The organism is Streptomyces sp. WM6378 (assembly GCF_001279695.1).
GTDB lineage: Bacteria > Actinomycetota > Actinomycetes > Streptomycetales > Streptomycetaceae > Streptomyces.
The window spans coordinates 1-21,883 of record NZ_LGDD01000339.1 but is presented as its reverse complement, the minus strand read 5'-3'; the positions used below and the strand labels follow the sequence as shown (position 1 = coordinate 21,883).

Here is a 21,883-nt window from a genome sequence, read left to right as displayed (position 1 = left end):
GACGTCACCATGCGCAGCTCCCTCACCAAGTTCGTCGGCGTCTTCGCGGCGGCCGCCCTCGTCCTGGGTCTCGGCGTCGCGGGTGCGGCATCGACGGGTTCCACCGCCCCGGCGCTCGCGGACAGCAAGGGCCCGACCTCGGTGCGGGCCGACAGCAAGGGCCCGACCGTGGTCGTCCAGTCGCTGCCGGTCAGTCGGTGAGCTGCGGGGCGACACGCCCCATGAAGGCGCTCAGCGCGTCGGCGGCCTCCTGGTGGCGCGCGGACGCCGGCAGGTCCCCCGACGCCTCGGCGGCGTCGGCCAGGCCGTACAGGGCGCCGGCCTCCTCGGCGCGGTAGTGGATCGGCGCCGCCAGCTCATACGCCCGGCGGTGCAGTGTCGCGGCCCGCTCGTGGTCACCGCGGCGCCCGTGGAACCGCCCGACGATGTTCTCGACCTTGGCCTGCCGGGTGGGACTGCCGCCGGCACGGGCGAGCCGCAGCGCCTCGTCCGCGAAACCCGCGGATCCGTCGGCGTCCCCGAACAGTTCCTCCACCGTGGCGGACAGTGCGAGGGCGAGCGCGACGTCACCGGGCGGGCTCGACGGGTGGCAGCGTTCGCGGGCCCGGCGCAGGCAGTCGCGGGCCTCCTCGTAGGAGCCGAGTCCGACCTGGGCGAATGCCAGGTCGGTGAGCGCCATGACGTGACTGTCGCGGTAGTCGAGGCGGTCGTGGACCGCGAGAGCGGCGCGGGCCATGGCGGCCGCCTCGTCGTATTTGCCCCACTGGGCGTACAGGGTGCTGAGGTTCGTGAGGGTCTCGGCCTCGGCGCGCGGGACCTCCAGGGCTCGCTCCAGGCCGAGTGCGCGTTCCAGGCGGGGGAGCGCCTCGGCGTGGCGGCCCAGAACGGTGAGGAGCAGTCCGATCGTGGACTCGCCGTGTGCCTCGGTGAGTTGGTCGCCGAGCCGGGCGGCGATGTCACGGCCCTCGGTGGCGGACTGGATGCCCTCTTCGAGATGGCCGAGCTTCCAGCAGGCCACGCTCAGGTTGGAGAGGGTGAAACCGAGCACGGCGAGGTCCCCCGTGCGCCGGGCCGCGACGACGGCGGTTTGGCTGAGGTCCTTGAACTCGTCGTAGCGGCCGAGGGCGTTGAGCCGGAACACGATGTTGCGGGTGAGGCTGACGGTGTGCCGGTCGAACCCGTGCCGGTCGGCGAGGGACACCGATGCGACGAGACTCGCGTGTTCGTGGTCGAACCAGCGGCGGGTCTGCTCCATGTCGGCGAAGCGGGGCACCTCCCCTTCATAGGGCGCGAGTTGAGTGGGGCGCGGGCTGCGGCCCGGGAACAGACGGGTGCAGGCGGCCTCGGTCGCCGTGAGGTAGTAGTCGAGCAGCCGCCGTACGGCCGCTGTGTCGTCCTGCTCGGTGGCGGGCCGGCTCTGGCTCTGCGCGAAGGTCCGTACGAGATCGTGGAATCGGTACAGGCCGATGTCGGGCTGCTGGAGCAGTTGGACGTCCAGGAGCCGTTCTAGGACCGTCTCCGCGCTGCGCGTGTCCGTCCCCAGGAGCGCGGCGGCGGCATGCGCGTCCACGTCCGCGCCGGGGTGCAGGCCAAGGACGCGGAACGCCGCGCGGTGCCCCTCCTCCATGGCCTGGTACGACAGCTGCAGGGTGGCGGCGACGCTGCGCTCGCCCGCGCTGAGTTCCTCCAGGCGGTACGTCTCGTCGCGCAGCCGGTCCACGAGGTAACTCAGCGTCCAGCGCGGCCTGTTGCGCAGGCGTGCGGTGACGATGCGCAGCGCGAGGGGAAGCCTGCCGCAGAGCAGTACGAGCTCCGCGGCGGCCTCCGGCTCCGCGGCGACGCGGGCCCGACCGAGGACCTCCTCGATGAGCAGGGTGCCGTCCTCGGGCGACATGGGGCCGACGGAGAGCCAGTCGGCGCCGTCGAGGTCGAGCAGGCGTTCCCGGCTGGTGACCAGTACCAGGCAGCCCGGTGAGGCGGGCAGCAGCGGCAGCACCTGTGCGGCGTCCGCGGCGTTGTCGAGCAGGAGGAGCACGCGGCGGCCCGCGAGCGTGGAGCGCCAGAGCGCGGCGCGCCCCGGGACGTCGTCGGGGATGTGGTCGCTGGACGTGCCGAGGGCGCGCAGCAGGCTGTCGAGCGCGGCGGCCGGTGTCATCGGGGTCTCGCCGGGAGTGAACCCGCGCAGGTCGATGTGGAGCTGGCCGTCCGGGAAGTCGGCGGCGGCCGTGTGCGCGGCGTGCACGGCGAGGGAGGTCTTGCCGCTGCCGCCCATGCCGTCGATCGCCACGAGGGCGCTGGTGCGACCGGGTTCGCCGCGGCCGCTCGTGGAGGATCCGGCGCCGGTCATGGAGGCGAGCAGCGTGGAGAGCTCCCGGTCGCGGCCGGTGAAGTCCGCCAGGTCGTAGGGCAGGGTGCAGGGCGCCTCGGACGGATCGTCCTGCTTCGGGTGATCCCGTGGCGCCGGCTCCTTGGCCGGAGCGGCGGCCGCGGAGTGCTCGGCGGGCGCGCTGTCCCGCGGCGCCGCTGGGCGGGGGACCGGGGCTTGCACTTCGGGCGCTTCGCGCAATATCGCTTCGTACAGCTCGCTCAGCCGGGAGCTGGGGTCTATGCCGAGCTCCTCGACGAGGAGGTCGCGGACCTTGTGGTACTCCTCCAGGGCCTCGGCCTGCCGGCCGCCGCGGTACAGGGCGAGCATCAGGTGGCCCCGCAGGGTCTCCCGCAGCGGGTTCTGGGCGACGAGATCACGCAGGTCGGCGACGAGTTCGCCGGTCTCGCCGGCGGACAGGCGCAGCTCCGTGAGCTGCTCGGCGGCGGCGACGCGGCGCTCCTCCAGCATGGTCGCGGCGGCTTCGAGGAGGTCGCTGCCCGTTCCCGACAGGGCGGGCCCGCGCCACAGGTCGAGCGCCCGGCGCAGCGCGTCGGCCGCTTCGGCGGGCTGCCCCTCACCGCCGGCAAGGCTCGCCCGGCGCACCTGGGCGCTGAACTCGGTGAGGTCCAGCTCCACCGCACCGAGGGCCACTTGGTAGCCGGGCCCGTCGGTGACGACGACCTCGCCGCCGCCCGGAATGCGCCGGCGCAGTTCGGCGACGGCCTTGCGCACCTGGTGGGCGGCGGTCGCGGGCGGGTTGTCGTTCCATGCCGCCTCCACCAGACGGGTCACGGGAACGGTGCGGCCCGCCTCCAGGAGCAGGCTCGCGAGCACGCGTTCGTGGATCGCGCCGCCGAGGCGCAGTCGCTTCCCGTCCGCCCAACCCTCAAGCGGACCAAGGATGTTGAAGCGTGGATTCCCGCCGTCGTACCCCGTCATTACCTTCCCCGTTCCGCCCTGAAAATCCCTGGCCAGGGCATTACTCGGCGATCATAGGGGTTGCCCGCGGGACGGTACAGAGTGGTCTTGACCTGTAGGACGGCACGCGCGTTCCCTCCAGGTTCCCCTCGCTGGGGCGGCGCGGTCCCGCGAGACGGGAGCGGGGCGGTAACGGAACGGGAGCGCGGCCGTGGAGTCTTCAGGCATCGAGAGCCCCGGCCAGCGGCCAGGAGCGGCCGACTCCGACGGTTCATCCGTTGCGACGGCCCCGCTGCCGCCCGTACGAAAGGCGCCCTCGACCGCCCTTACCGGACCCACCGAAAGAAACGAGAACCACCGTGGCCCTCGATACGAAAGCCGCCGAGACGGAACCCGTGAGCGCGCCGTCGAAGAGGGCGGCGGCGCCGTCCGGACCCCGGTCCGCGAAGCGCTCGCTCGCCGTGTGGCTGGGGCCGATCCTGGCAACCGCGGCCACCCTCATCTGGTCGGGCAACTTCGTCATAGCACGCGCCCTGCACGAGACGGTGCCTCCGGTCCAGACCGCCTTCTGGCGGTGGACGATCGCGATGCTGGCGGTGGCACCGCTGGCCGCCGCGCAGACATGGCGGCAGCGCGCCCTGATCCGCAAGCACCTGGGCTTCCTCACGCTCGCGGCACTGCTCGGGGTGACGTTGTTCAACAGCCTCATCTACCAGGCGGGCCGCAGCACTTCGGCCACCAACCTGGCGCTGATAGCCGCCACGTCGCCCGCGATGATCGTTGCCTTCGGAGTGCTGACCGGCGGTGAACGAGTCTCACGGCGCCGGGCCGCCGGTCTGGTCATCGCGCTCCTGGGCGTGATCGCGCTCGTCAGCAAAGCCTCCCTGTCGGTGCTCCTGGGCCTGGAGTTCTCCACGGGCGACCTGTGGATGCTGGTGGCCACGGCGACGTTCGCCGGGTACAGCGCGATGGTGCGCCGCAAGCCGGCCGGCCTGACGGGGCTCGCGTTCCTCTTCACCACGTTCGTGCTGGGCACGCTGATGCTGGTGCCCGCATACGCGGTGAGCCTCAGCGTCCAGGGCGGGTTCACGCCGACCGGCGGAACGCTCGGAGCCCTCTTCTACATCGGCGTGTGCTCGTCCGCCGTCGCCTACTTCACCTGGAACAAGGCCATCGACCTGATCGGTGCCACCCGCGCCGGGTTCATCTACTACCTGCAGCCCGTGTTCGTCGCCGTCGTTTCGTACTTCGCCCTCGGTGAGCCGACGACCCCGATCCAGGTGGCGTGCATGGGACTGATCATCGTGGGGATCGCGCTGGGATCGGGTGCCACGGCCAAGCGCGCCGAGCCGGCCGCCCAGACAGAACAGACCGCACCCACCCCGCACGCCGCACAGCCGCAGTCGTCATCCACGGCCGCCTGAACTTCCCTTCGTCAGGGCGCGTTTGACGACGATCGCTCCGACCCTCTCGAACGCCCACCGGCGTAATCCACTTCCGCTCAACGAACCTCAACGAACAAGGAATCAGGATCATGTCCTTCCCGACCATCAACGCCGAGCGCCTGCTGTCCGACATCACCCACCTCGGCCAGATCGGCGCCGACCCCAAGGGAAGCATCTACCGGGTGGCCGGCTCAGCGGCCGATCTCGCCGGGCGTGACTGGATCGACAAGACGATGCGCGTCGCCGGGCTCGACACCTGGCGGGACGACATCGGCAACGTATTCAGCCGACGCGCCGCCAGCGAGGGCCCCTGGCTGCTCATCGGTTCCCACGCCGACACCGTCCCCGGCGGCGGCCGGCTGGACGGGGCGTACGGAGTGATCGCGGCCATGGAGGTGCTGCGCACCCTGCACGAAGCGAACCACCCGGCAGCCGACTACTTGGAGACGGTCGCGTTCTACGACGAGGAGGGCGTCACCCTCCAGTCGAACGGCGGCCTCGTCGGATCGACGGCCCTGAGCCACAACCCCCACGTGACGGAACTGCTGGGCTACCTCGAACTGCACGTCGAGCAGGGGCCGCGCATGGAACGCGCCCAGCTGGACCTGAGCGCCGTGACCGGCATCGTCGGAGTGCGCCGCTACATGATCGGGGTCGAGGGCCAGGAGAACCACGCGGGCACCACGCCGTTCGAGCTGCGCGCCGACGCGGGACGGGTGGCGACCCGCTTCGGAGCACTGGTGCGGGACGTGTGCCAGCAGGTCGATCCGGCCTCCATCGGCAACGTGGGCTCGATCGTCCTGGAGCCGAACGCGCCGAACGTGGTGCCGGGCGCGGCCACCGTGCAGGTGGAGGTGCGTGCCGGAACGGAAAAGGCCCTCGACGCGATCGAGGAACTCCTGGCCGAGGAGCTGCGGCTGATCGCCGGGGAGGAGCAGTGCAGGGCGGAGCTGCGCACCACGTCGGCGAAGCCCGTCGCGGACTTCGACACCCGGCTGGTCGATGCCGTGGAGCAGGTGTGCGTGCGCAACTCCGAGCGTTTCCAGCGGATGCTGAGCTACGCCGGACATGACGCGAGCGTGATGAGCACGAAGGTCCCGACGGCGATGATCTTCGTGCCGAGCACGGGCGGCTACAGCCACTCCAACCTGGAGCACACTCCGGACGAGCAACTGGTCCTGGGCACGCAGGCCCTCCTGGAGAGCGTCGTCGCGGTGGTGAACCTGATGCTCGCGACGGACGTCTCGGAGCGCCACGCGCTGGCCGCCTGACGCAGCCGGCCCCGTATCCGGTCTCGGCCGAAGGCCCCGGTTCCCGCGCGGAGTTGCGGGGGCCGGGGCCTTTCCGGTCTGCTCTGCGGGCACCAGCAGGCTCGGACATCGCAAGGAGCCGCTCGCCCGGGCGAGCGCTGAGCGCCGTGGGCCCCTAGTACCAGCCCGCCGTCGAACCCGCCAGCGGACGGGGGCCGGTGCGCGGACGCTACTCGTGTACGGGTAGAACCGGCCGGCCGGTCGTTTGGCTCGGGGCCGCGAGGGTTAACCGGATCCCATGCGATTCCTGTCAGCGAAGACGGCGCCGGCCGGGTTGGGCGCTCCGGGACGAAGCCATGGCAACGGATGTGATGCCATGGCTCAGGCCCTGCTCAAGGCCCTCGACGCGCTCGGCGAGGCCCATCAGCTGGACAAGATCACCGGCCGGTTGCAGAAGGCTGTTCGCGCGTTGCCCCTGGGACCGTACCGCGCTGTCCTCCAGGGGCGGCCGCTCGGACACCCGCTGCACCCCGTGCTCGTACAGGTGCCGATCGGTGCGTGGACTTCCGCCGCGGTGCTCGATCTCGTGCCGGGCGCCGGGCGCAACGCGCGTCTCCTGGTGGGCATGGGGGTCGTCTCCGCCGTGCCGGCCGCGTGGGCGGGGTGGGTGGACTGGGCCGAGCAGCCCGAGCGGCAGCTGCGTACGGGAGTGGTGCACGCCGCGTCGAACGGCGTGGCCATCGGTCTGTACGCCGGCTCCTGGGTCGTACGGGGCCGCGGCAGGCCGGCGCTCGGTCGGCTCCTCGCGTTCGCCGGGCTGACGGTGGCCAGCGCCGCCGGAATGATCGGAGGCCATCTCGCCTACCGGCAGGCGGCCGGCGCCAACAAGACCGAGCCGATCCATCACCTGGTGGAGCCGGGTTGGCACGCGGTGGGCAGCGCCGCGGAGTTCTCCGAGGGGCGGGCGGCCCGGCGGATGCTGGGAGCGGTGCCGCTGCTCGTGGTGCGGGAGCCGGACGGTGGGTTCCACGTCCTGGTCGACCGGTGCAGCCACATGGCGGGTCCGCTGTCCGAGGGCAAAGTGGCCGACGGATGCGTCGAGTGCCCGTGGCACGGCAGCGTCTTCCGCTTGGCGGACGGCCAGAACGTAGGAGGCCCTGCCACGGCACCCCAGCCCGTCTTCGAAACCCGGCTGACCGGGCAGGACGTGCTGGAAGTAAGGCTCCCGGGCGCGGCCCAGCGGGCCACCGGAAGAGCCGACGGGGCAAGCTGAACGAGCGGCGGTTCGCGGGGCTCGCCGGGCTCGGACTGGTCTGGGTGGGGGAAGGTGGGTGACCGGGGGCGGCTGCGAGTCGTTGAGCCCGGCGCATATGGAGAGTGCACACGGGTCCCGGCGCCTGACCAGCCCGGGGCCCGGCACACTCGACACCCTGCCGCCCGGCCGGCGCATCGGTCACGCGTGTCCGACACCGGTGGCGGCGACGGTCGAGAGGTTCGCTTTTGGGGGGCGGCTGCGGCCGCCTGGGAGGCCACTGGCGGACCGCGGCCGTACCAGCCTCCACTGCGGCGCATTGGTCTGAATGGGCGCAATTTGTGACGTGTTCTGCATGTTCTTCGTTCTAGGGGCGGCAGGTTTCACAGGGCGGGCCTGTCACCCCTAACTAACCCACCGAATGGGAGCACAACCGTGATCAAGCAGGTTCTCGCCGGCGCGGCCTTCGCCACCGCCGCAACGATGGCCGTCGCCATGCCCGCCTCGGCACACACCACCGCGCAGGCGCACAGGAGCCCCACCGACGCGCTCCAGAAGGTCCTCGCCACCCAGGTCGGACAGGGCCCGACGTCGAGCGGCCAGGGGGGTACCACCAGCTTCGGGACCCGCAACGGCGACACCGCCGTCACGGGCGAGTCGGGCGGCATCCTCAACAACCACGGTGCCCCGCTCGGAAACGTGGACGGACGCTGCCTCGTGCCGCTGCCCGAGGGCGAGGGCATCGGCGGACACCTGCTCGGCACCATCAAGAACGACTGCAACATCGCGCCCGTCGACCAGTTCCAGGCCCCGCAGAAGCTGCTCTGACGTACGCCGTCATGCCGTCCGACAGGACATGAAAAGCGGGGCCGTTGCCTTACAGCAGCGGCCCCGCCGGCTTTAGTTGCGGTGCCGGGGCCCGGCACGGCGGGTGCTCGCGTCCGCTCCGTATGGCGGCAGGCAGATGCAGGCGGGCCCGGCGGTGCCCAGGCCGGCCCGCTCGTCGGCATCGCGATGTGGCCAGGAACTCGACGGTCGGGTCGAGCACTTCGGGCACGCGAGCGCCGAGCCGAGGATTCGCCGTACCGGACGGCGGTCCTCGTTCCGTCAGTGGCTGCTCGTCACTGCGCCGGTGGGGCCGCCTGCGGCCTCCCGGCGTACGGTCTCGGCGACGCTCGACAGGGCTGCGCCAAGGTGGCGGCGCTGCGCAGCGGTCAGAGGGTCGAAAACGAGTCGGCGCACCTGCGCGACGTGCCCCGGTGCGCTCTCGACCACCTTCTGCCGACCGCTGTCGGTCAGGGTGGCCAGGGTGTACCGACCGTCCGCCGGGTCAATGCGACGGACGATCCACTTCCGTGCCTCAAAGCGGTCCATGAGCTTCGACAACCGCGGGAGTGTGCTGTCGCAGCCCCGGGCCAACTCGCTGAGGCGCATGGTGACTTGAGGCGCCATCGACAACCGGGCGAGCACGCTGTACTCGAAGTTGGAGATGCCCGCGTCGCGCTGCAACTGACGGTCCAGGGCCGCAGGCAGCGCGATCACGACGGTGAGAAGGTCCTGCCAAAGTTCCTGCTGCTCGGTGTCGAGCCACGGTGACGGTGCATCCATGCGACCCATCGTACTTGCCCGGGCAAGAGATTTCTGTTGCCCAGGCAAGTCAATGAGGTCTATCTTGTGAGTTGCCCAGGCAAGTGAAGCTCGGCCTCATCAAGGAGCCCTTTGTGACCAAGATCAGCATTTTCCTCACCCGGCGGGCAGACCTCACCCACGCGGAGTTCGTGGACTACTGGACGCAGAAGCACAACGCACTGATCGCGAGCCTGCCCGCCGGAGAGGTCCCGGTCCGGCGCTACGTCCAGCTCCTGCCCACCAACGACGAGATCCCCGGCGTGACCAACGCTGTCTACGACGGTGTCGCCGAGGTGTGGGTCGATGACGTCGCCGATGCCGCCCGCTGGTTCACGTCCGACACGTACACCACGGTCGTCGCCGAGGACGAGGAGAAATTCCTGGATCGTTCTCAGACCCGCTTCCTCTACACCACCGAGAGCCCGGTCTTCGGTTGAGCACCGCCAGCGGCGGCACCCTGCCGCCCTGACGACACTGATGATCGCGGCACCGACGAACAGTCAATAGGTAGTTGGTTCAGGGTTCCCGATGCCGCCCGGATTCCCAGCCTCAGATCACCCGTGTCAATCCTCACTGGCTGACTGCGTACTTCGGGGTCAGCGGGGTCGCGTCGCAGGCCTACCGACGTCCAACAAACACGTCCGGCCCGGCCCGGCATGGCGGTGGTCATGCCGGGCGCGGTGCCCACAATCGATGCCGGACCACTCGTTGCGGCCCGCGATCTCGGGCCGGTCCGGCTGGTCGATGTGCCAGGTGTGCCTGAAGGGCCGGGACTTCGGCGGGACCTTGCGGATCGTACCGATGGGTGTGTCGTATGTGTCCAGGACACGGAAGTGACGCTGACCGTCGACCTCCTGGCCATCCTCGACGGTGAGCGGGACGCGGGTGCAATCCCGGCCCTCGAAGAGTTGTTGCGGGCCGTTCACGAAGGCGGAGGTGTTGAGGAACGCGCACGGAGCGTACGCCGGCTTCTTGCCGATCATCCGCGGGGTCCGCAGAGCCCACATGTCGCGTTCGGCCTCGCGGCCGTTGAGCCGCGGCATGTTGCTGATCGAAAACTGCTCGACGCTGTGCCAGTCGGCCACCGGCACCATGTCCGCCGTCAGTTTCGGCTTACGAAAACCCATCTCGCCCATCCCCGCGCCTGCACCTTCACCGTAACGAACCCGAACATGCAGGCCGCGAGCGGCTGATGCTCCATGCATGAGCCGTCGGCGGACGAGCGGACGAGCGGACCGTGCCGGACAGTGCACGCCTGCTCCCGGATCGCCGCCGGGGACCGCGAGCGACGTGGTCGGCGACCGAGAACTCGCCCCGTCCGGCGGGGAGATGGTAGCCGGGCTTGCGGATCGACCACCGGGTTTGCAGGCTTCGCTGCATACCAGCAGGAAGGAATGCCAACCATGATCCTCCCGAAGGTCAGGGACCCTCGCTTCGTGACGATCCGCCGTGGTGGGACCCTCACTGATCCGGATCACCATCTGCTCGCCCTGTGGGCAGCGGCTTGCGCGGAGCACGTCCTTGATCTCTTCGAGTCGGCTCAGCCCGAGGATCCACGGCCGCGCCAGGCGATCGAGCATGCCCGCGCCTGGGTGCGTGGCGAGGTCAAGATGATGCAGGCCCGTGCGGCGGGCGGCCACGCAATGGGTGCGGCGCGAGACCTGCGGGGCGCGGCACGGCATGCCGCCTACGCCGCCGGCCAAGCCGCAGTCGTCGCACACGTCGCCGCGCACGAGCTCGGTGCGGCCGCCTATGCGATCAAGGCCGTACGGGCTGCCGCGCCAAAAGACGAGAGTGAGGCCGCAGGGCGACGCGAGTGCCAGTGGCAACGCGACCAGCTCCCGGAGGCGATTCGCGAGCTCGTCCTTGACGACCAGCGATTGCGGAACGACATCTGCTGGTCGGTGTTTGACTGCTGAGTGCGCATCCGGCGCCAGCACCATCCACAAGAAGACGATCGCCGCCAGTGCCTCTCGGTCTCCGACGCGTCGGAGGCGCGCGCGGCGGTGTCGTCCCCGCGCCGACCCCGTCCTCGCTCACATGCGGCAAGAGCTGAGAGTTACGCCGGCGGGCGGGTGAGCTTGGCGGCCACCGCGTCGAGGACCCAGTCCAGGCCGGTCGCGAAGGACGTCTCGGCGTCCACGTCCGTGCCGTCGTACACGGCCTTGGCCAGGGCCGGGAAACGGCCCGTGGCCAGCATTCTCGTCACATGCGGGCCCGAGGCGCGCCGCCACTCGTGCTTGGACAGGCCTGTGGCGCGCTCGGCCCGCACGTTCGCGATCTCGCGCCTGATCGCACCAGTGAAGTAGGCGCTGACCGTCTCGACAGCGCGCATGACGGTGTCGACGTCGGCGAGGCCGTCGAGGGCGGCCAGCTTGGCCTCGGTCACGGCAAGGCCGTTCGGGCCCAGGGTCGGGCGGCCGCCGAGCAGGTCGGCCAGCCATTCGTGACGGAGAGCCGCCTGCCTGGTGCGGTGGGCGAGCACGCGCAGCGCCTCCCGCCAGTCACCGGGCTGCTCCTCGGGGAGGATCTCGGCCTGGACCTCGTCCACCATGAGGTCGAACAGCTCCTGCTTGGTGGAGATGTATCCGTACAGCCGCATCGGGCCGGCGTTCAGCCGGGCGGCCACCTTGCGCAACGACACCGTCTCAAGGCCGCCGTCGTCGGCGAGCGCGATGGCGGCGGCGACGATCCGCTCGCGGTCGAGCGGCACGGGGCGAGTCGGCGGCTCCGGGCGGTCCCAGACAGTCATGGTCACACCGTTCTCTTGCGATGCATCATATTGGGGAAATACAGTGTATCGACATGAGACATCGTATCGCTGTTGTCGGGGGCGGCCCCGGTGGCCTTGCCTTCGCCCGTGTCCTGCACCGCCATGGCTACCCCGTCGCCGTCCTTGAACGCGATCCCGCCCCCGACGCCCGCCCCCCGGGCGGCACGCTGGACCTCCATGAAGGGCTGGGCCAGCTCGCGCTGGACAAGGCGGGGCTGCTGACGGAGTTCCAGGCGCTGTCACGCCCCGAGGGACAGGCCATGCGCATCCTGGACACGGACGGGACGGTCCTGCGCGACTGGCCTGCGCGACCGGACGACCCGGCCAATCCCGAGATCGACCGCGGGCAACTGCGTGACCTGCTGCTCGGCCCCCTCGACGTCCAGTGGGGCCGGGACGTGACGCAGGTGGTGCCGGGGGAGGACCGGGACGGCGTCCTGGTCCGTTTCGCGGACGGCGGGCAGGAGACCTTCGACCTCGTGGTCGGCGCGGACGGCGCCTGGTCCCGGATCCGCCCGGCAGTCTCGTCGGTGACGCCGCACTACACCGGCGTCACCTCGGTCGAGACCTCCCTCGACGACGTCGACACCCGCCACCCCGACCTCGCCCGGTTGATCGGAGACGGTTCCGTGGCTGCGTACGGCGTGAACCGGTCCCTCGTCGCCCAGCGCAACAGTGGCGGCCACGTCAAGGTGTACGCCAAGTTCCGCGCGCCGCTGGACTGGCACGCGAGCCTTGACCTGGCCGACGACGAGGCCGTGCGATCGGGCCTGCTGGCCCTGTTCGACGGCTGGGCCGCTCCCGTCCTCGACCTCCTCCGCCACGGCACCGCTTTCGTCCACCGCCCCTTCTACGTCCTGCCCGTGTCCCACACCTGGACCCACGTACCCGGCGTGACGCTACTGGGCGACGCCGCCCATCTGATGCCCCCATTGGGGGCGGGCGCGAACCTCGCGATGCTGGAAGGCGCCGAACTCGCCGAGGCCATCGCCACCGGCCCCGACGATCTGGACGCGGCGGTCCGCGCCTTCGAGGAACAGATGTGGGCACGGGCCGGCAAGTGGGCGAAGATCACCACGGCCGGTCTGGAACGCCTCGTGAGCCCGGACCCCGCCGAAGCCCTCGCCCTCTTCGACCAAGTCCAGCCATCCTGACTGCCAAGCGCGAGAGCACCAGCCCTGAAGTCTCGTCAAGGCTTCACGGGACAGCAGTAGTGCATGACACCGCTCCGGTCGATATTGGCAGGCGGGGGAGTTCGAGGAGCGGGGGTGCGATGCGGTGCTGTGCTACGTGGCGGGCACCCGCAGCGCGGCCAGCACGGGCAGGTGATCCGTGGCTGCCCGGAGGTCTCGTACAAAGACGCCGGGGAGCCCCATCGGGACCCCGCACCCCAACACTTCCAGCCCGTCCGTCGCGAAGACCGCGTCGATCCTCTGCAGCGGATCGCCCAGCCGTGTGGTGTGCTCCCGCCCCCACGGCTTCGCCGCCCAGCCGTCCTGCAGGGCGTCCGCGAGCAGCCCGAAGGTGCGGCCGTCGGGCCGGTCGTTGAAGTCGCCCCCGACGACGGCGTACGGCACGTTCAAGTCGGACAGCTTCTCCAAGAGCAGTCGGCCCTGCCCGTGGCGTTCCTGGGCGTTGACGCTCAGATGGCAGCTGAGGACCCCGAGCCGGGCGGGTCCGAACCGCAGCACGGCGGTCGAGAAACCGCGCTGGTGCAGGCCGGGGGTGCGGGGTAGCAGGACGTCCTCGGTGCGCTCCACGTGGGCACGCAGCGAGGAGAGGATCATGGGGCCGGAGGCGGTGGCGCCGCCCGCGACGTACACGAGCCCGGAGGTCCGGGCGAGGCGGGCGGCGGCTTTGCGCCAGCGGAAGAACCGCGGCGCTTCCTGAACGCAGACGACGTCGGGCTCGCAGGCCCGGATCACCCGGGCGAGGGCTTCGACATCGTCGCGCATGGAACGGACGTTGTAACTGAGCACGCGCACGATCGCGGAACCATCGGGCTCCGTCGCCGACTTGGGCAGATCCCGCAAGCTTCCCCTCTCCACGCTTCCCCTCTCCACGCCTTCTTCTTACCGCCGGGACGGTGTGATGCGGACGGTAATGTACGGCGGTGCCGAGCCCGGCTGAACCGGTTCGGCACCGCTGGAACGCACCGTAGTGGTTCATGTCCGCTGCGGCGGAGCACATGCCTGGTCCCGTAGCAGTTACTGAAGTTGGGGCGCCGCGTCGGTGGTGAAGGGTGGCGCAGGGTTGCGGTGGGTGTCCGTTTCGGAACTCGCGGCCGGTGGCGTTGTGTGGGCGCTGGGTGTGTCCGTGGTGGCCGTCGTTTGATGGGCTGGGCCATACCGGGGAACCTGATGACAAACCGCGAGTGGGGGTCGGGGAGGGGGCACTGTCCGGGGAGCGCCACATCCGTGGGCCCCTCACACTGGAGACATCGTGCGATCCATCAGACGAACCGTCACCGTCGCTGTGCTGACCGCTGTAGTGCTGTGCACCGCCTCGCTCACACCGGCCTTCGCCGATGATGACGACAGCCCCCTGACCAGCTCCGTCGGCGGACTCGGTGGTCTGGGCACCGGTGCCGATGCGCTGACCAGGGCCGTCGCCGCGGTCGCCGGCCTGGGTTAGTCGGAAGGGATTCTGGTGGTCGAACGCTCGTCCTTGACGGCGTGCCCCGATGCGGAGGAGACGGCTGATGGGCAGTGGCGGACGGCCGCCGGACTCCGGTCCGTCCGGCGGATCGAGGCGCTCGCCGCTGGACATGACACATGCGCGGCGGCGTCTCAGACGGCTCGGCACCGCGATGGCAGCCCGTGCGGCCGCGGCTGCGGCCGGTACTCGGGCCATGGCGCGGCGGATCGGCCGGACGCCGCCGCCTCCAGGGCCCTTCCGCCCCGGATTCTGGCGCAGTCCGATCCGCGGTCCCTGGCTGACATCGGTGTTCGGCTTGCTGCTGCTGGTCGGCATCCCGGTGCTCTTCGTCACCGGGATGCTCTCGTACGCGGCCTACAATCCGGATCTGGGCCCGCTCAATGACCAGACCCCCGACAAGGGCCTGCTCGGCTTCTACCTCTTCGACTGGCCCACGCACCCCTATTGGCTCTACCGGCTGACCCAGGGTGTGCACATCACACTCGGCGTGGTCCTTGTGCCGGTGCTCCTCGCCAAGCTGTGGTCGGTCATCCCGAAGCTGTTCGAGTGGCTTCCGGTCCGCACGGTCGCCCACGGCCTTGAGCGGCTGTCCCTGCTGATGCTGGTGGGTGGGGTCATCTTCGAGTTCGTGACCGGAATCCTCAACATCCAGCTCTACTACGTCTTCCCAGGCTCCTTCTACACCCTGCACTTCTACGGTGCCTGGGTGTTCATCGCCGCGTTCGTGGTTCACGTGGCGCTGCGGCTCGGCCGGATGACCCGTGCCCTCGGCTCCCGCGACCTGGCCGCCGAACTGCGCACCGGCGTGGCCGACACCCGGCCCGAGCCCCCCGACCCGGACGGCCTGGTACCGGCCGCGCCCGCGGCGCCGACGATGTCACGCCGCGGTGCCGTGGGGATGGTGGGGGCGGGGTCACTGCTCCTGCTGGTGGTGACCGCCGGGCAGAGCATCGGCGGTCGGCTGCGCACCACCGCCCTCCTCGCGCCGCACAACCGCAACCCGGGCAGCGGGCCCAACGGCTTCCAGATCAACAAAACCGCTGCGGCCGTCGGGGTCTCCCTGTCCCACGTCGGCCCGAGCTGGCGGCTGGAGGTGCGTGGCCGAGGACCGGCGGCGGTCTTCACGCGCGAACAGCTCCTGACGATGCGTCAGTACGCGGCCGCGCTGCCGATCGCCTGTGTGGAAGGGTGGTCCACCGCCGACCAGCACTGGAGCGGCCTGCGCCTTGCCGACCTCGCCGCCATGTCAGGACTGCCCGACGCGGACAGCGTCCTGGTGGAATCCGTGCAACCGCCGGGCCCCTACAGCTCGGTGGTCCTGCGCGGCAACCAGATCCACGACCCCCGGGCCCTGCTCGCCCTGCGCGTCAACGGCGCGGATCTCTCGCTCGACCACGGCTACCCCGCCCGTGTCATCGTCCCGGCCAACCCTGGTGTGAACAACACCAAGTGGGTGCACCGGCTTACCTTCAGGACCTGACCATGGCACGATTCGCCCGCTGGTACGGCTCCGGGCCCCTCCATCTCCTCGTGCTGATCTGCTCGTTCGCGCTCACCGGCTACGCCCTGGTGCGGCTGTTCGCGGTCCGGCCGCTCGAAGTGGCGATCTGGTTCGTGGGAGCGGCGATCCTCCACGACCTGATCCTGCTACCGCTGTACTCGCTCGCCGATCTCTCGGCCCAGTCCGTACTGCGGCACCGCGCCGGCCGCGTGCCGGAGGTGCCGTGGATCAACTACCTGCGCGTACCCACCTTCCTGTCCGGTGTGCTGCTCCTCGTGTGGTTCCCGCTCATCCTCGATCTGGCGGTCCCCTACGAAGGTGCCACGCGGCTGTCCGAAAACGTCTACCTCGGCCGCTGGCTGGCGATCACGGCGGTGCTCTTCGGCGCTTCGGCACTGGCCTTCGCACTCACATTGCGCCGCCTGCGCCGAGCCGCCGATACCGACGACGAGGAGTAGTTAGTTCGGCTCGGGCGAGCACGATGGCCGATGAGGGATGTAACACTTCCGGGCGCTGCGACCAAGTAGAGATGTAAGGCACCACACGCCCGGCCTGCCCCAAGGAGCCATCCGTGCCAGCGGAGCATCCGACAGCACCACCCATGCGCGACCCCGCCGGGTTCGCAGCGTTCTACGAGCAGCAGTTCGACACCGTGCTCAGCTTTGTCACCCGACGTGTCGACAGCCCGCACCTGGCCGCCGACCTCACCGCGGACATCTTCGTGGCCGCACTGGAACACGCGCACACCTACGACGCCCGGCGCGGCGCGCCCGTCGCCTGGCTGCACGGCATATCCCGTAACGTCATCTCCGCGCACTTCCGCGGCAGCGCCCGCGAGCAGCACGCGGTCGCCCGGATCACCGGCCGACGGCTGCTGGACGACCAGGACATCAGCGCCATCGAGGGGCGGATCGATGCCGCCCGCGCCGCCCGGCAGATGGCAGCGGCCCACGCCGCGCTGCCCGACACACTGCGCGAAGTGCTCGACCTGGTCGCCCTTGACGGGTTGACCACCCGCGAGGCCGCGCAGGCGCTGGGCATCACCTCGACCGCCGCCCGGGTCCGGCTGCACCGCGCCCGTAGGGCCCTGCAAGCCGCCGAGCACACCCGAACCGACTCCCGCGAAGCCGTTCTGGAGGCCACCCAGTGAACGCCCCCCTGCACTTCAAGCAGCAGCTCGCGGACGAGCTCAACGCCCGCGCGGCCACCCTGGCCGACCTGCCCGGCCACCGCGCCCGGATCCGCGTCCCGCGCCGCCGAGTCACGTTCACGCTGGGCGCCGTCGCGGCCGCCGTCGCCGTGGCGGTCGCCGTGCCGCTGGCCGGCGGGACCCACGACAAGCAGACCGCGGCCGGTCCCTCGGCCGCGCCGACGCCGCACCGCGCCGAGAGCGGTGGCATCGACATCGTCAATGCCGACTACGCGATGAAGTCCATCCCGGACGGCACCATCGCCGTGAAGGTGATGAGCCCCAAGGGCATCCCCGGGCTGCAGGACGCCCTGCGCCAAGCGGGCATCCCCGCAGCGGTGATGGGGTTCTCCGCCTCCTGCAACGCCACCGTCCACTACGACAACAGCGTCGACCCATTGAAGGTGTTCCCCCAGGTCGGCGCGGACAGCGGGATCAGCGGGCACTACTCGCTGATCAGGCCGAGTGCCGTCCCCCATGGGGAGCACCTCCTGTTCGTGGCGACGACGGGACCGCACGGGCAGGTGGGCACACTGCAGATGTCGGTGGTGCGCGAGGTGCCCAACTGCGTCCCGGAGTCCGACAACGGCATCGGCGAGGGATACGTCGCCCCGGGGACGAATCCGTAGGCAGGCAGGCCAGAAGCCCTGCACGGCGTGGCAGTTGTCGTCCGGGACGACACTCTGCCCGCCGTGCTGCGGGGAGCCCCCGAGGTGGCCGCACTCGCCGTACTGCGGCGAAGTGCCGGGCCACACCGGGTCGAGGAAGTCCGCGATCAGCTGCGCGAAAAGCCGTGATGGCCGGGTTCGGCCGAAGACCGGTTCCGGCCAGACTGGGAGGCGCCGAGCCGTCGACAAGGCGTCAGCACGCTGTCTAGCGTGCGGGGCAGACTTCCACCCCACCACTGGAGGATCCCCATGAGACGCGCACGTCGAAGCAGCCTGTCCACGGCCGTCACGCTCGCGGTGGCGCTGCTCTGCGCGACCCCCGTGAGCGCCCACGCCTCAGCCGAGCCGGGCAACGGCCACCCGGGGCAGCAGAGGAACCAGCACGGTGGCGGCCACGACACGCTGTGGACCACACCGAGCACCCTCAGCAAGGACGACAACACCGAGTTGGTCGGCATCGACCCCGCCACCGGCAAGGAGGTGGCACGCTTCGGGATCGGCAAGGAAGCCGAGACCTGGGCGGCCGCACTCTCGAAGGACCAGCGCACCGCGTACCTGGCGAACCACCACAGCGGCACGCTGTCCGTGGTGGACATGGTCGGGCGCAGGCTGGCGAAGGAGATCCCGATGGGCGTGGACGCCGACGCCATCGCACTCTCCCCGGACGGGAAGACGGCATACGTGACCAGCATGGTCGCTCAGTCGCTGGCGGTGGTGGACCTCATGGCCGGCAAGGTCGTCAGGACCGTCGATCTGGGTGCGCCGGCGCAGGGCGTGGCGATCAGCTCCGACGGAAGGACCGCGTACCTGGGTATCTACTCCAGGGACCGGATCGACCGAATGGACCTGTCGAATTACCAGGTCACGGCCTCTTACACCGGCGGCAGGGCTCCTCGCGAGGTGCTACTCAGCCACGACGGCAAGACGCTGTACGCCACTGACTACTACGGTGGCACCGTCTCGGAGTACCAAGTGGACAACCCGGCCGCGAAGCCCCGTCAGGCGCAGGTCGGCGGGCGACCGTTCAAGGCCCAGCTGTCGAAGGACGGCAGAAGTCTGTACGTGGCCAACACCGCGGAGGACAGCGTCTCGGTGGTGGACACCCGCACGCTGAAAGCCCGTCAGATCGCCGTACCGGACTCCTTCGGCACGCTGGCGCTGGCATCCAACGGCAAGCAGTTGTTCCAGGCGCAGGAGGACAAGGCCGGCATCACCTCCATCGACCTGCGTGCCGGGAAGTCCACCGCGACCCTGGATCCGGCCGGGCTGCCACAGGTCACCTCGCTGTTCCTGACGGCCGGCTGAGTCGCGGCCGAACGCGAGCCCTGCGTCGACGAGTTGTCCACAGGCCGCTGCCGGATGCTGTCGGGTCCGGCGGCGGCCGGATAGCCTGCGGGAGTGTGGGAAGCCGTGGGGTTGGGTGAGAGCGAGGAGCGGGTCTATCGGGCGCTCGTGAGGCTCGGCAGGGGTTCGGCCCAGGAGTGTGCGGCGGAAACGGGCCTGGCCCGGGCCGAAGTACGGGCCGCGCTGCGGAACTTGGCCGGGCTCGGGCTGGTCGAGGCCGACGGTGACGATGCGGAGGGGACCGATGGCGAAGCGTGGCTGTCAGCCGATCCCCAGGTGGCGCTCGGCGCGCTGCTGCGCCAACGCCGCACGGAGCTGGACCGCATGCGGCAGTCGGTGGACGAGCTGTCCGCCGAGTACCGAGAGGCTCAACTGCGCGACGACCCGGCGCGGTTGACCGAAGTGGTACGGGGTGGCACGGCGCAGTATGCCCGAGTTCAGGACCTCCTGGCCGGCACCGAGGGGGAACTGCTGACGCTGGTCGGCCCGCCGTTCCTGGATCCGGCCGACGACAGCCTGGCCCCGATGCAGCGGCTCTTGGAACGGGGTGTGGAGTGCCGCGCGGTACACGCCGCCGAGGTGCTGGCCGCGGACGGGGGCTGGCGGCAGGCACAGCGGCTGGCGGAGCTGGGCGAGCGGATACGGGTGCTGCCGAGCGTGCCGGTGAAACTGGTGATCGCGGACCGGCGGCGGGCGCTGCTGCCGCTGTCCACCCATGCCGACCGGATGATGGACAGCGCGGTGCTGGTGCGCCATTCGGCGTTGACGGACGCGCTGGTGGCCCTGTTCGAGCAGCTGTGGGAGCGGGGCACTCCGCTGGGAGCGCTGGACGGAGCGCGAATCGGCGCCGGCCCGGTGGCCGCGTCGGCGCAGACGCCGACACCGGACGACGCGCTGCTGGCGCTGCTGGCGGCGGGTTTGAAGGACGAAGCGATCGCGCGGCAACTCCACATCAGCGAGCGGAGCCTGCGGCGGCGGATGTCGGTGCTGATGGGACGCCTTGCGGCGACGAGCAGGTTTCAGGCGGGAATTCAGGCGACGCGGCGGGGCTGGCTGTAGGGGAGCCACAGGGAGTCGCGGTCGCCCCCGTGCCTTCTTCGCAGAAGAGTCCTCCTGTTCCTCTCGTCACGCCTGGCGGCGTGAAAATCGGTGCGCGGAGCGTCGAAGCGGGTGCGCGCGCTCCTGACCGCCGTGTCGTTCCTGGAGCGCAGGCAGCGATGGTGGGTATGGAGGCTGTCCGTCCACGTCGATGCGGTTTGGGCCTGCGCGCCCGAAGAAGAGTCTGACGAGGGAGCCAGCCAGGGGCCACCGACTGTTGCCACGTGCACGCCGTTCAGCCTTGCCGTTCCCCTCCGGCTTCCCGGGCAGTCTCCACCCCAGGGGAGCCCAAGGCCGGGAGGAACTGTGGACGAGCCGCGCGAGGAACTGCCGGACGAGACGGTGGCCCGAGTGGCCGCGATCGATATTGCCAAGAACAGCGGCGTGGTGTGCCTGCGGCTGCCGCATGAAACCCGCGAGGGCGCGCGCACCCAGAAGGTGTGGACCGTCGCGGCGACCACCAACGCGATCCTGGAGCTCGGCGACCACCTGATCTGCCAGGGCGTCGATCTGGTGGTGATGGAGGCGACCGGCGTCTTCTGGCAGCCCTTCTACTACCTGCTGGAAAGCCGGGGGCTGCGGTGCTGGCTGGTCAACGCCCGCCAGGTCAAGAACGTCCCGGGCCGGCCGAAGACCGACAAACTGGACGCGATATGGCTGGCCAAGCTCCTCGAACGCGGCATGGTCCGCCCTTCCTTCGTGCCGCCCCGTCCCGTGCGACACCTACGGGATTTCACCCGCACCCGCACCGTGTTCGTCCGCGAGCGATCGCGCCACAAGCTGCGGGCCGACAAGGTTCTGCAGGATGCGCAGATCAAACTCTCGTCCGTGGCCACCGATCCGTTCGGCCTCTCGGGACGGGCGATGATGGAGGCGCTCATCGCGGGCGAGCGCAACCCCCGGACCCTGGCCAACCTCGCTCAAGGCCGGCTGACCACCAAGCACGACGCCCTGGTCGAAGCCCTGACCGGGCAGTTCGACGACCACCACGCCCGACTGCTGCGGCTCCTTTTGACCACCGTCGACCACCTCACCGCGCAGATCACCGCGCTCGACCAGGACATCGCCACGACGCTCGCGTCCCTGCCCGACCCCCGCAGTGACGCGCCGGACCACGCACCGTCGCCCGCTGCTGTGCCGTTCGGGGACGAGCTGCTGGCCCGCCTGGACGACATCCCCGGCGTCGGCCCAACCTCCGCACGGATCATCCTGGCCGAGATCGGCCCCGACATGAGCGTCTTCCCCACACCCGCCCACCTCGCCTCATGGGCGAAGCTGTGCCCCTGCACCATCCAGTCCGGCGCCAAGAGCACCACCGGGCCCGCCGGCAAAGGAAACCCCTGGCTCAAAGGCGCGCTCGGCGAAGCGGCCAGTGCCGCCGCCCGGACCGACACCTTCCTCGGCGCCCGCTACCGACGCCTGGTCAAACGCCGCGGTCACGCCAAGGCCCTGGTCGCGGTCGCCCGCTCGATCCTCGTCATCGTCTGGCATCTCATCGACGACCCACACGCCCGCTACCAGGAACTCGGCCCCGACTGGCACCAGCGACATCTCCACCCCCAACGCAAGCCCCGAGACCTCGTCCGCCAGCTCGAGCACCTCGGCCACCAGGTCACCCTCGCCCCCAGCGCCGACACCGCCTGAACACCCGTCACAGACCCGTCCGGGACGGCTCCGCCACCCGGACGCTACCGCCTGCCCATCGGACCGTTGATTTTCCGTTCAGTAGTTGGGGCCGCTGCGCTGGCCGCCGTGATGGCGGGAAAATCGGCCTGTGTCCGTCCGGGACG

General features: G+C 70.5%; 22 protein-coding genes. 17 read left to right on the top strand and 5 right to left on the bottom strand.

All coding sequences use genetic code 11. The features are described 5' to 3' along the window. Positions 1 to 9: 9 nt before the first annotated feature. Positions 10 to 201, top strand: a complete 192-nt coding sequence (locus ADK54_RS38080) for a hypothetical protein (RefSeq protein WP_053730406.1) — start codon at positions 10 to 12, stop codon at positions 199 to 201. Here the strand turns inward: ADK54_RS38080 and ADK54_RS38075 are convergent. Beyond that, positions 191 to 3,307, bottom strand: coding sequence for an AfsR/SARP family transcriptional regulator (locus ADK54_RS38075; RefSeq protein WP_234392377.1), 3,117 nt, complete (start codon positions 3,305 to 3,307; stop codon positions 191 to 193). The genes ADK54_RS38080 and ADK54_RS38075 overlap by 11 nt on opposite strands. A 338-nt stretch (positions 3,308 to 3,645) precedes the next feature. Here ADK54_RS38075 and ADK54_RS38070 point away from each other — a divergent pair, with 338 nt between their 5' ends. From ADK54_RS38070 to ADK54_RS38055, 4 genes are all read left to right on the top strand, one after another. Then, a complete protein-coding gene (locus ADK54_RS38070; RefSeq protein WP_063802148.1) occupies positions 3,646 to 4,710 on the top strand; it encodes a DMT family transporter in 1,065 nt (354 codons plus the stop codon). A gap of 110 nt (positions 4,711 to 4,820) precedes the next feature. Then, on the top strand, positions 4,821 to 6,002 hold the full coding sequence (locus tag ADK54_RS38065; protein ID WP_053730405.1) for a M20/M25/M40 family metallo-hydrolase: 1,182 nt from the start codon (positions 4,821 to 4,823) through the stop codon (positions 6,000 to 6,002). Between the two features lie 355 nt (positions 6,003 to 6,357). Beyond that, entirely contained in the window at positions 6,358 to 7,254 is an 897-nt protein-coding gene (locus tag ADK54_RS38060) for a Rieske 2Fe-2S domain-containing protein (RefSeq protein WP_078966958.1), read from the top strand. Positions 7,255 to 7,668: 414 nt separating this feature from the next. After that, entirely contained in the window at positions 7,669 to 8,061 is a 393-nt protein-coding gene (locus ADK54_RS38055; RefSeq protein WP_053730404.1) for a hypothetical protein, read from the top strand. 279 nt (positions 8,062 to 8,340) lie between these two features. Here the strand turns inward: ADK54_RS38055 and ADK54_RS38050 are convergent, their stop codons facing one another. Beyond that, entirely contained in the window at positions 8,341 to 8,841 is a 501-nt protein-coding gene (locus ADK54_RS38050; RefSeq protein WP_053730403.1) for a MarR family winged helix-turn-helix transcriptional regulator, read from the bottom strand. 113 nt (positions 8,842 to 8,954) lie between these two features. Here ADK54_RS38050 and ADK54_RS38045 point away from each other — a divergent pair, with 113 nt between their 5' ends. Continuing rightward, entirely contained in the window at positions 8,955 to 9,299 is a 345-nt protein-coding gene (locus tag ADK54_RS38045) for an EthD domain-containing protein (protein ID WP_063802154.1), read from the top strand. Positions 9,300 to 9,458: 159 nt separating this feature from the next. Here ADK54_RS38045 and ADK54_RS38040 read toward each other — a convergent pair whose 3' ends face one another. Next, a complete protein-coding gene (locus tag ADK54_RS38040) occupies positions 9,459 to 9,989 on the bottom strand; it encodes a hypothetical protein (protein WP_159048019.1) in 531 nt (176 codons plus the stop codon). A 276-nt stretch (positions 9,990 to 10,265) separates the two neighbouring features. Here ADK54_RS38040 and ADK54_RS38035 point away from each other — a divergent pair, with 276 nt between their 5' ends. Beyond that, complete coding sequence (locus ADK54_RS38035; protein WP_053730400.1) at positions 10,266 to 10,781, top strand: putative immunity protein; 516 nt, start codon at positions 10,266 to 10,268, stop codon at positions 10,779 to 10,781. Positions 10,782 to 10,921: 140 nt separating this feature from the next. On the opposite strand, the gene ADK54_RS38030 is transcribed toward ADK54_RS38035, so the two are convergent. Beyond that, positions 10,922 to 11,614, bottom strand: a complete 693-nt coding sequence (locus tag ADK54_RS38030) for a TetR/AcrR family transcriptional regulator (protein WP_053730557.1) — start codon at positions 11,612 to 11,614, stop codon at positions 10,922 to 10,924. Between the two features lie 53 nt (positions 11,615 to 11,667). Here ADK54_RS38030 and ADK54_RS38025 point away from each other — a divergent pair, with 53 nt between their 5' ends. Further along, positions 11,668 to 12,789 carry an FAD-dependent oxidoreductase gene (locus ADK54_RS38025; RefSeq protein WP_053730399.1) on the top strand — a complete coding sequence of 374 codons (1,122 nt, stop codon included), beginning with the start codon at positions 11,668 to 11,670 and terminating at the stop codon, positions 12,787 to 12,789. Positions 12,790 to 12,921: 132 nt separating this feature from the next. Here ADK54_RS38025 and ADK54_RS38020 read toward each other — a convergent pair whose 3' ends face one another. Further along, the gene (locus ADK54_RS38020; protein ID WP_078966956.1) at positions 12,922 to 13,683 is read right to left on the bottom strand and encodes an endonuclease/exonuclease/phosphatase family protein; all 762 of its coding nucleotides are present in this window, start codon (positions 13,681 to 13,683) and stop codon (positions 12,922 to 12,924) included. A 394-nt stretch (positions 13,684 to 14,077) separates the two neighbouring features. Between ADK54_RS38020 and ADK54_RS46475 the strand changes: the two genes are divergently transcribed. The 9 genes from ADK54_RS46475 (at position 14,078) to ADK54_RS37985 (ending at position 21,737) form a co-directional block, all read left to right on the top strand. Next, the gene (locus ADK54_RS46475) at positions 14,078 to 14,269 is read left to right on the top strand and encodes a hypothetical protein (protein ID WP_159048018.1); all 192 of its coding nucleotides are present in this window, start codon (positions 14,078 to 14,080) and stop codon (positions 14,267 to 14,269) included. Between the two features lie 217 nt (positions 14,270 to 14,486). Next, the gene (locus tag ADK54_RS38015) at positions 14,487 to 15,773 is read left to right on the top strand and encodes a molybdopterin-dependent oxidoreductase (protein WP_199827136.1); all 1,287 of its coding nucleotides are present in this window, start codon (positions 14,487 to 14,489) and stop codon (positions 15,771 to 15,773) included. A 2-nt stretch (positions 15,774 to 15,775) separates the two neighbouring features. Next, positions 15,776 to 16,252, top strand: coding sequence for a hypothetical protein (locus ADK54_RS38010; protein ID WP_053730397.1), 477 nt, complete (start codon positions 15,776 to 15,778; stop codon positions 16,250 to 16,252). Positions 16,253 to 16,365: 113 nt separating this feature from the next. Next, a complete protein-coding gene (locus ADK54_RS38005; RefSeq protein ID WP_234392376.1) occupies positions 16,366 to 16,944 on the top strand; it encodes an RNA polymerase sigma factor in 579 nt (192 codons plus the stop codon). Continuing rightward, positions 16,941 to 17,612 carry a hypothetical protein gene (locus tag ADK54_RS38000; RefSeq protein WP_053730395.1) on the top strand — a complete coding sequence of 224 codons (672 nt, stop codon included), beginning with the start codon at positions 16,941 to 16,943 and terminating at the stop codon, positions 17,610 to 17,612. Before ADK54_RS38005 ends, ADK54_RS38000 begins: the two co-directional genes overlap by 4 nt. A gap of 27 nt (positions 17,613 to 17,639) precedes the next feature. Then, on the top strand, positions 17,640 to 17,780 hold the full coding sequence (locus ADK54_RS46470; RefSeq protein WP_159048017.1) for a hypothetical protein: 141 nt from the start codon (positions 17,640 to 17,642) through the stop codon (positions 17,778 to 17,780). 120 nt (positions 17,781 to 17,900) lie between these two features. Next, the gene (locus ADK54_RS37995) at positions 17,901 to 18,956 is read left to right on the top strand and encodes a cytochrome D1 domain-containing protein (RefSeq protein WP_053730394.1); all 1,056 of its coding nucleotides are present in this window, start codon (positions 17,901 to 17,903) and stop codon (positions 18,954 to 18,956) included. A gap of 93 nt (positions 18,957 to 19,049) precedes the next feature. After that, on the top strand, positions 19,050 to 20,054 hold the full coding sequence (locus tag ADK54_RS37990) for a helix-turn-helix domain-containing protein (RefSeq protein ID WP_063802147.1): 1,005 nt from the start codon (positions 19,050 to 19,052) through the stop codon (positions 20,052 to 20,054). Positions 20,055 to 20,399: 345 nt separating this feature from the next. Continuing rightward, the gene (locus ADK54_RS37985; protein WP_053730392.1) at positions 20,400 to 21,737 is read left to right on the top strand and encodes an IS110 family transposase; all 1,338 of its coding nucleotides are present in this window, start codon (positions 20,400 to 20,402) and stop codon (positions 21,735 to 21,737) included. Positions 21,738 to 21,883 lie beyond the last annotated feature (146 nt).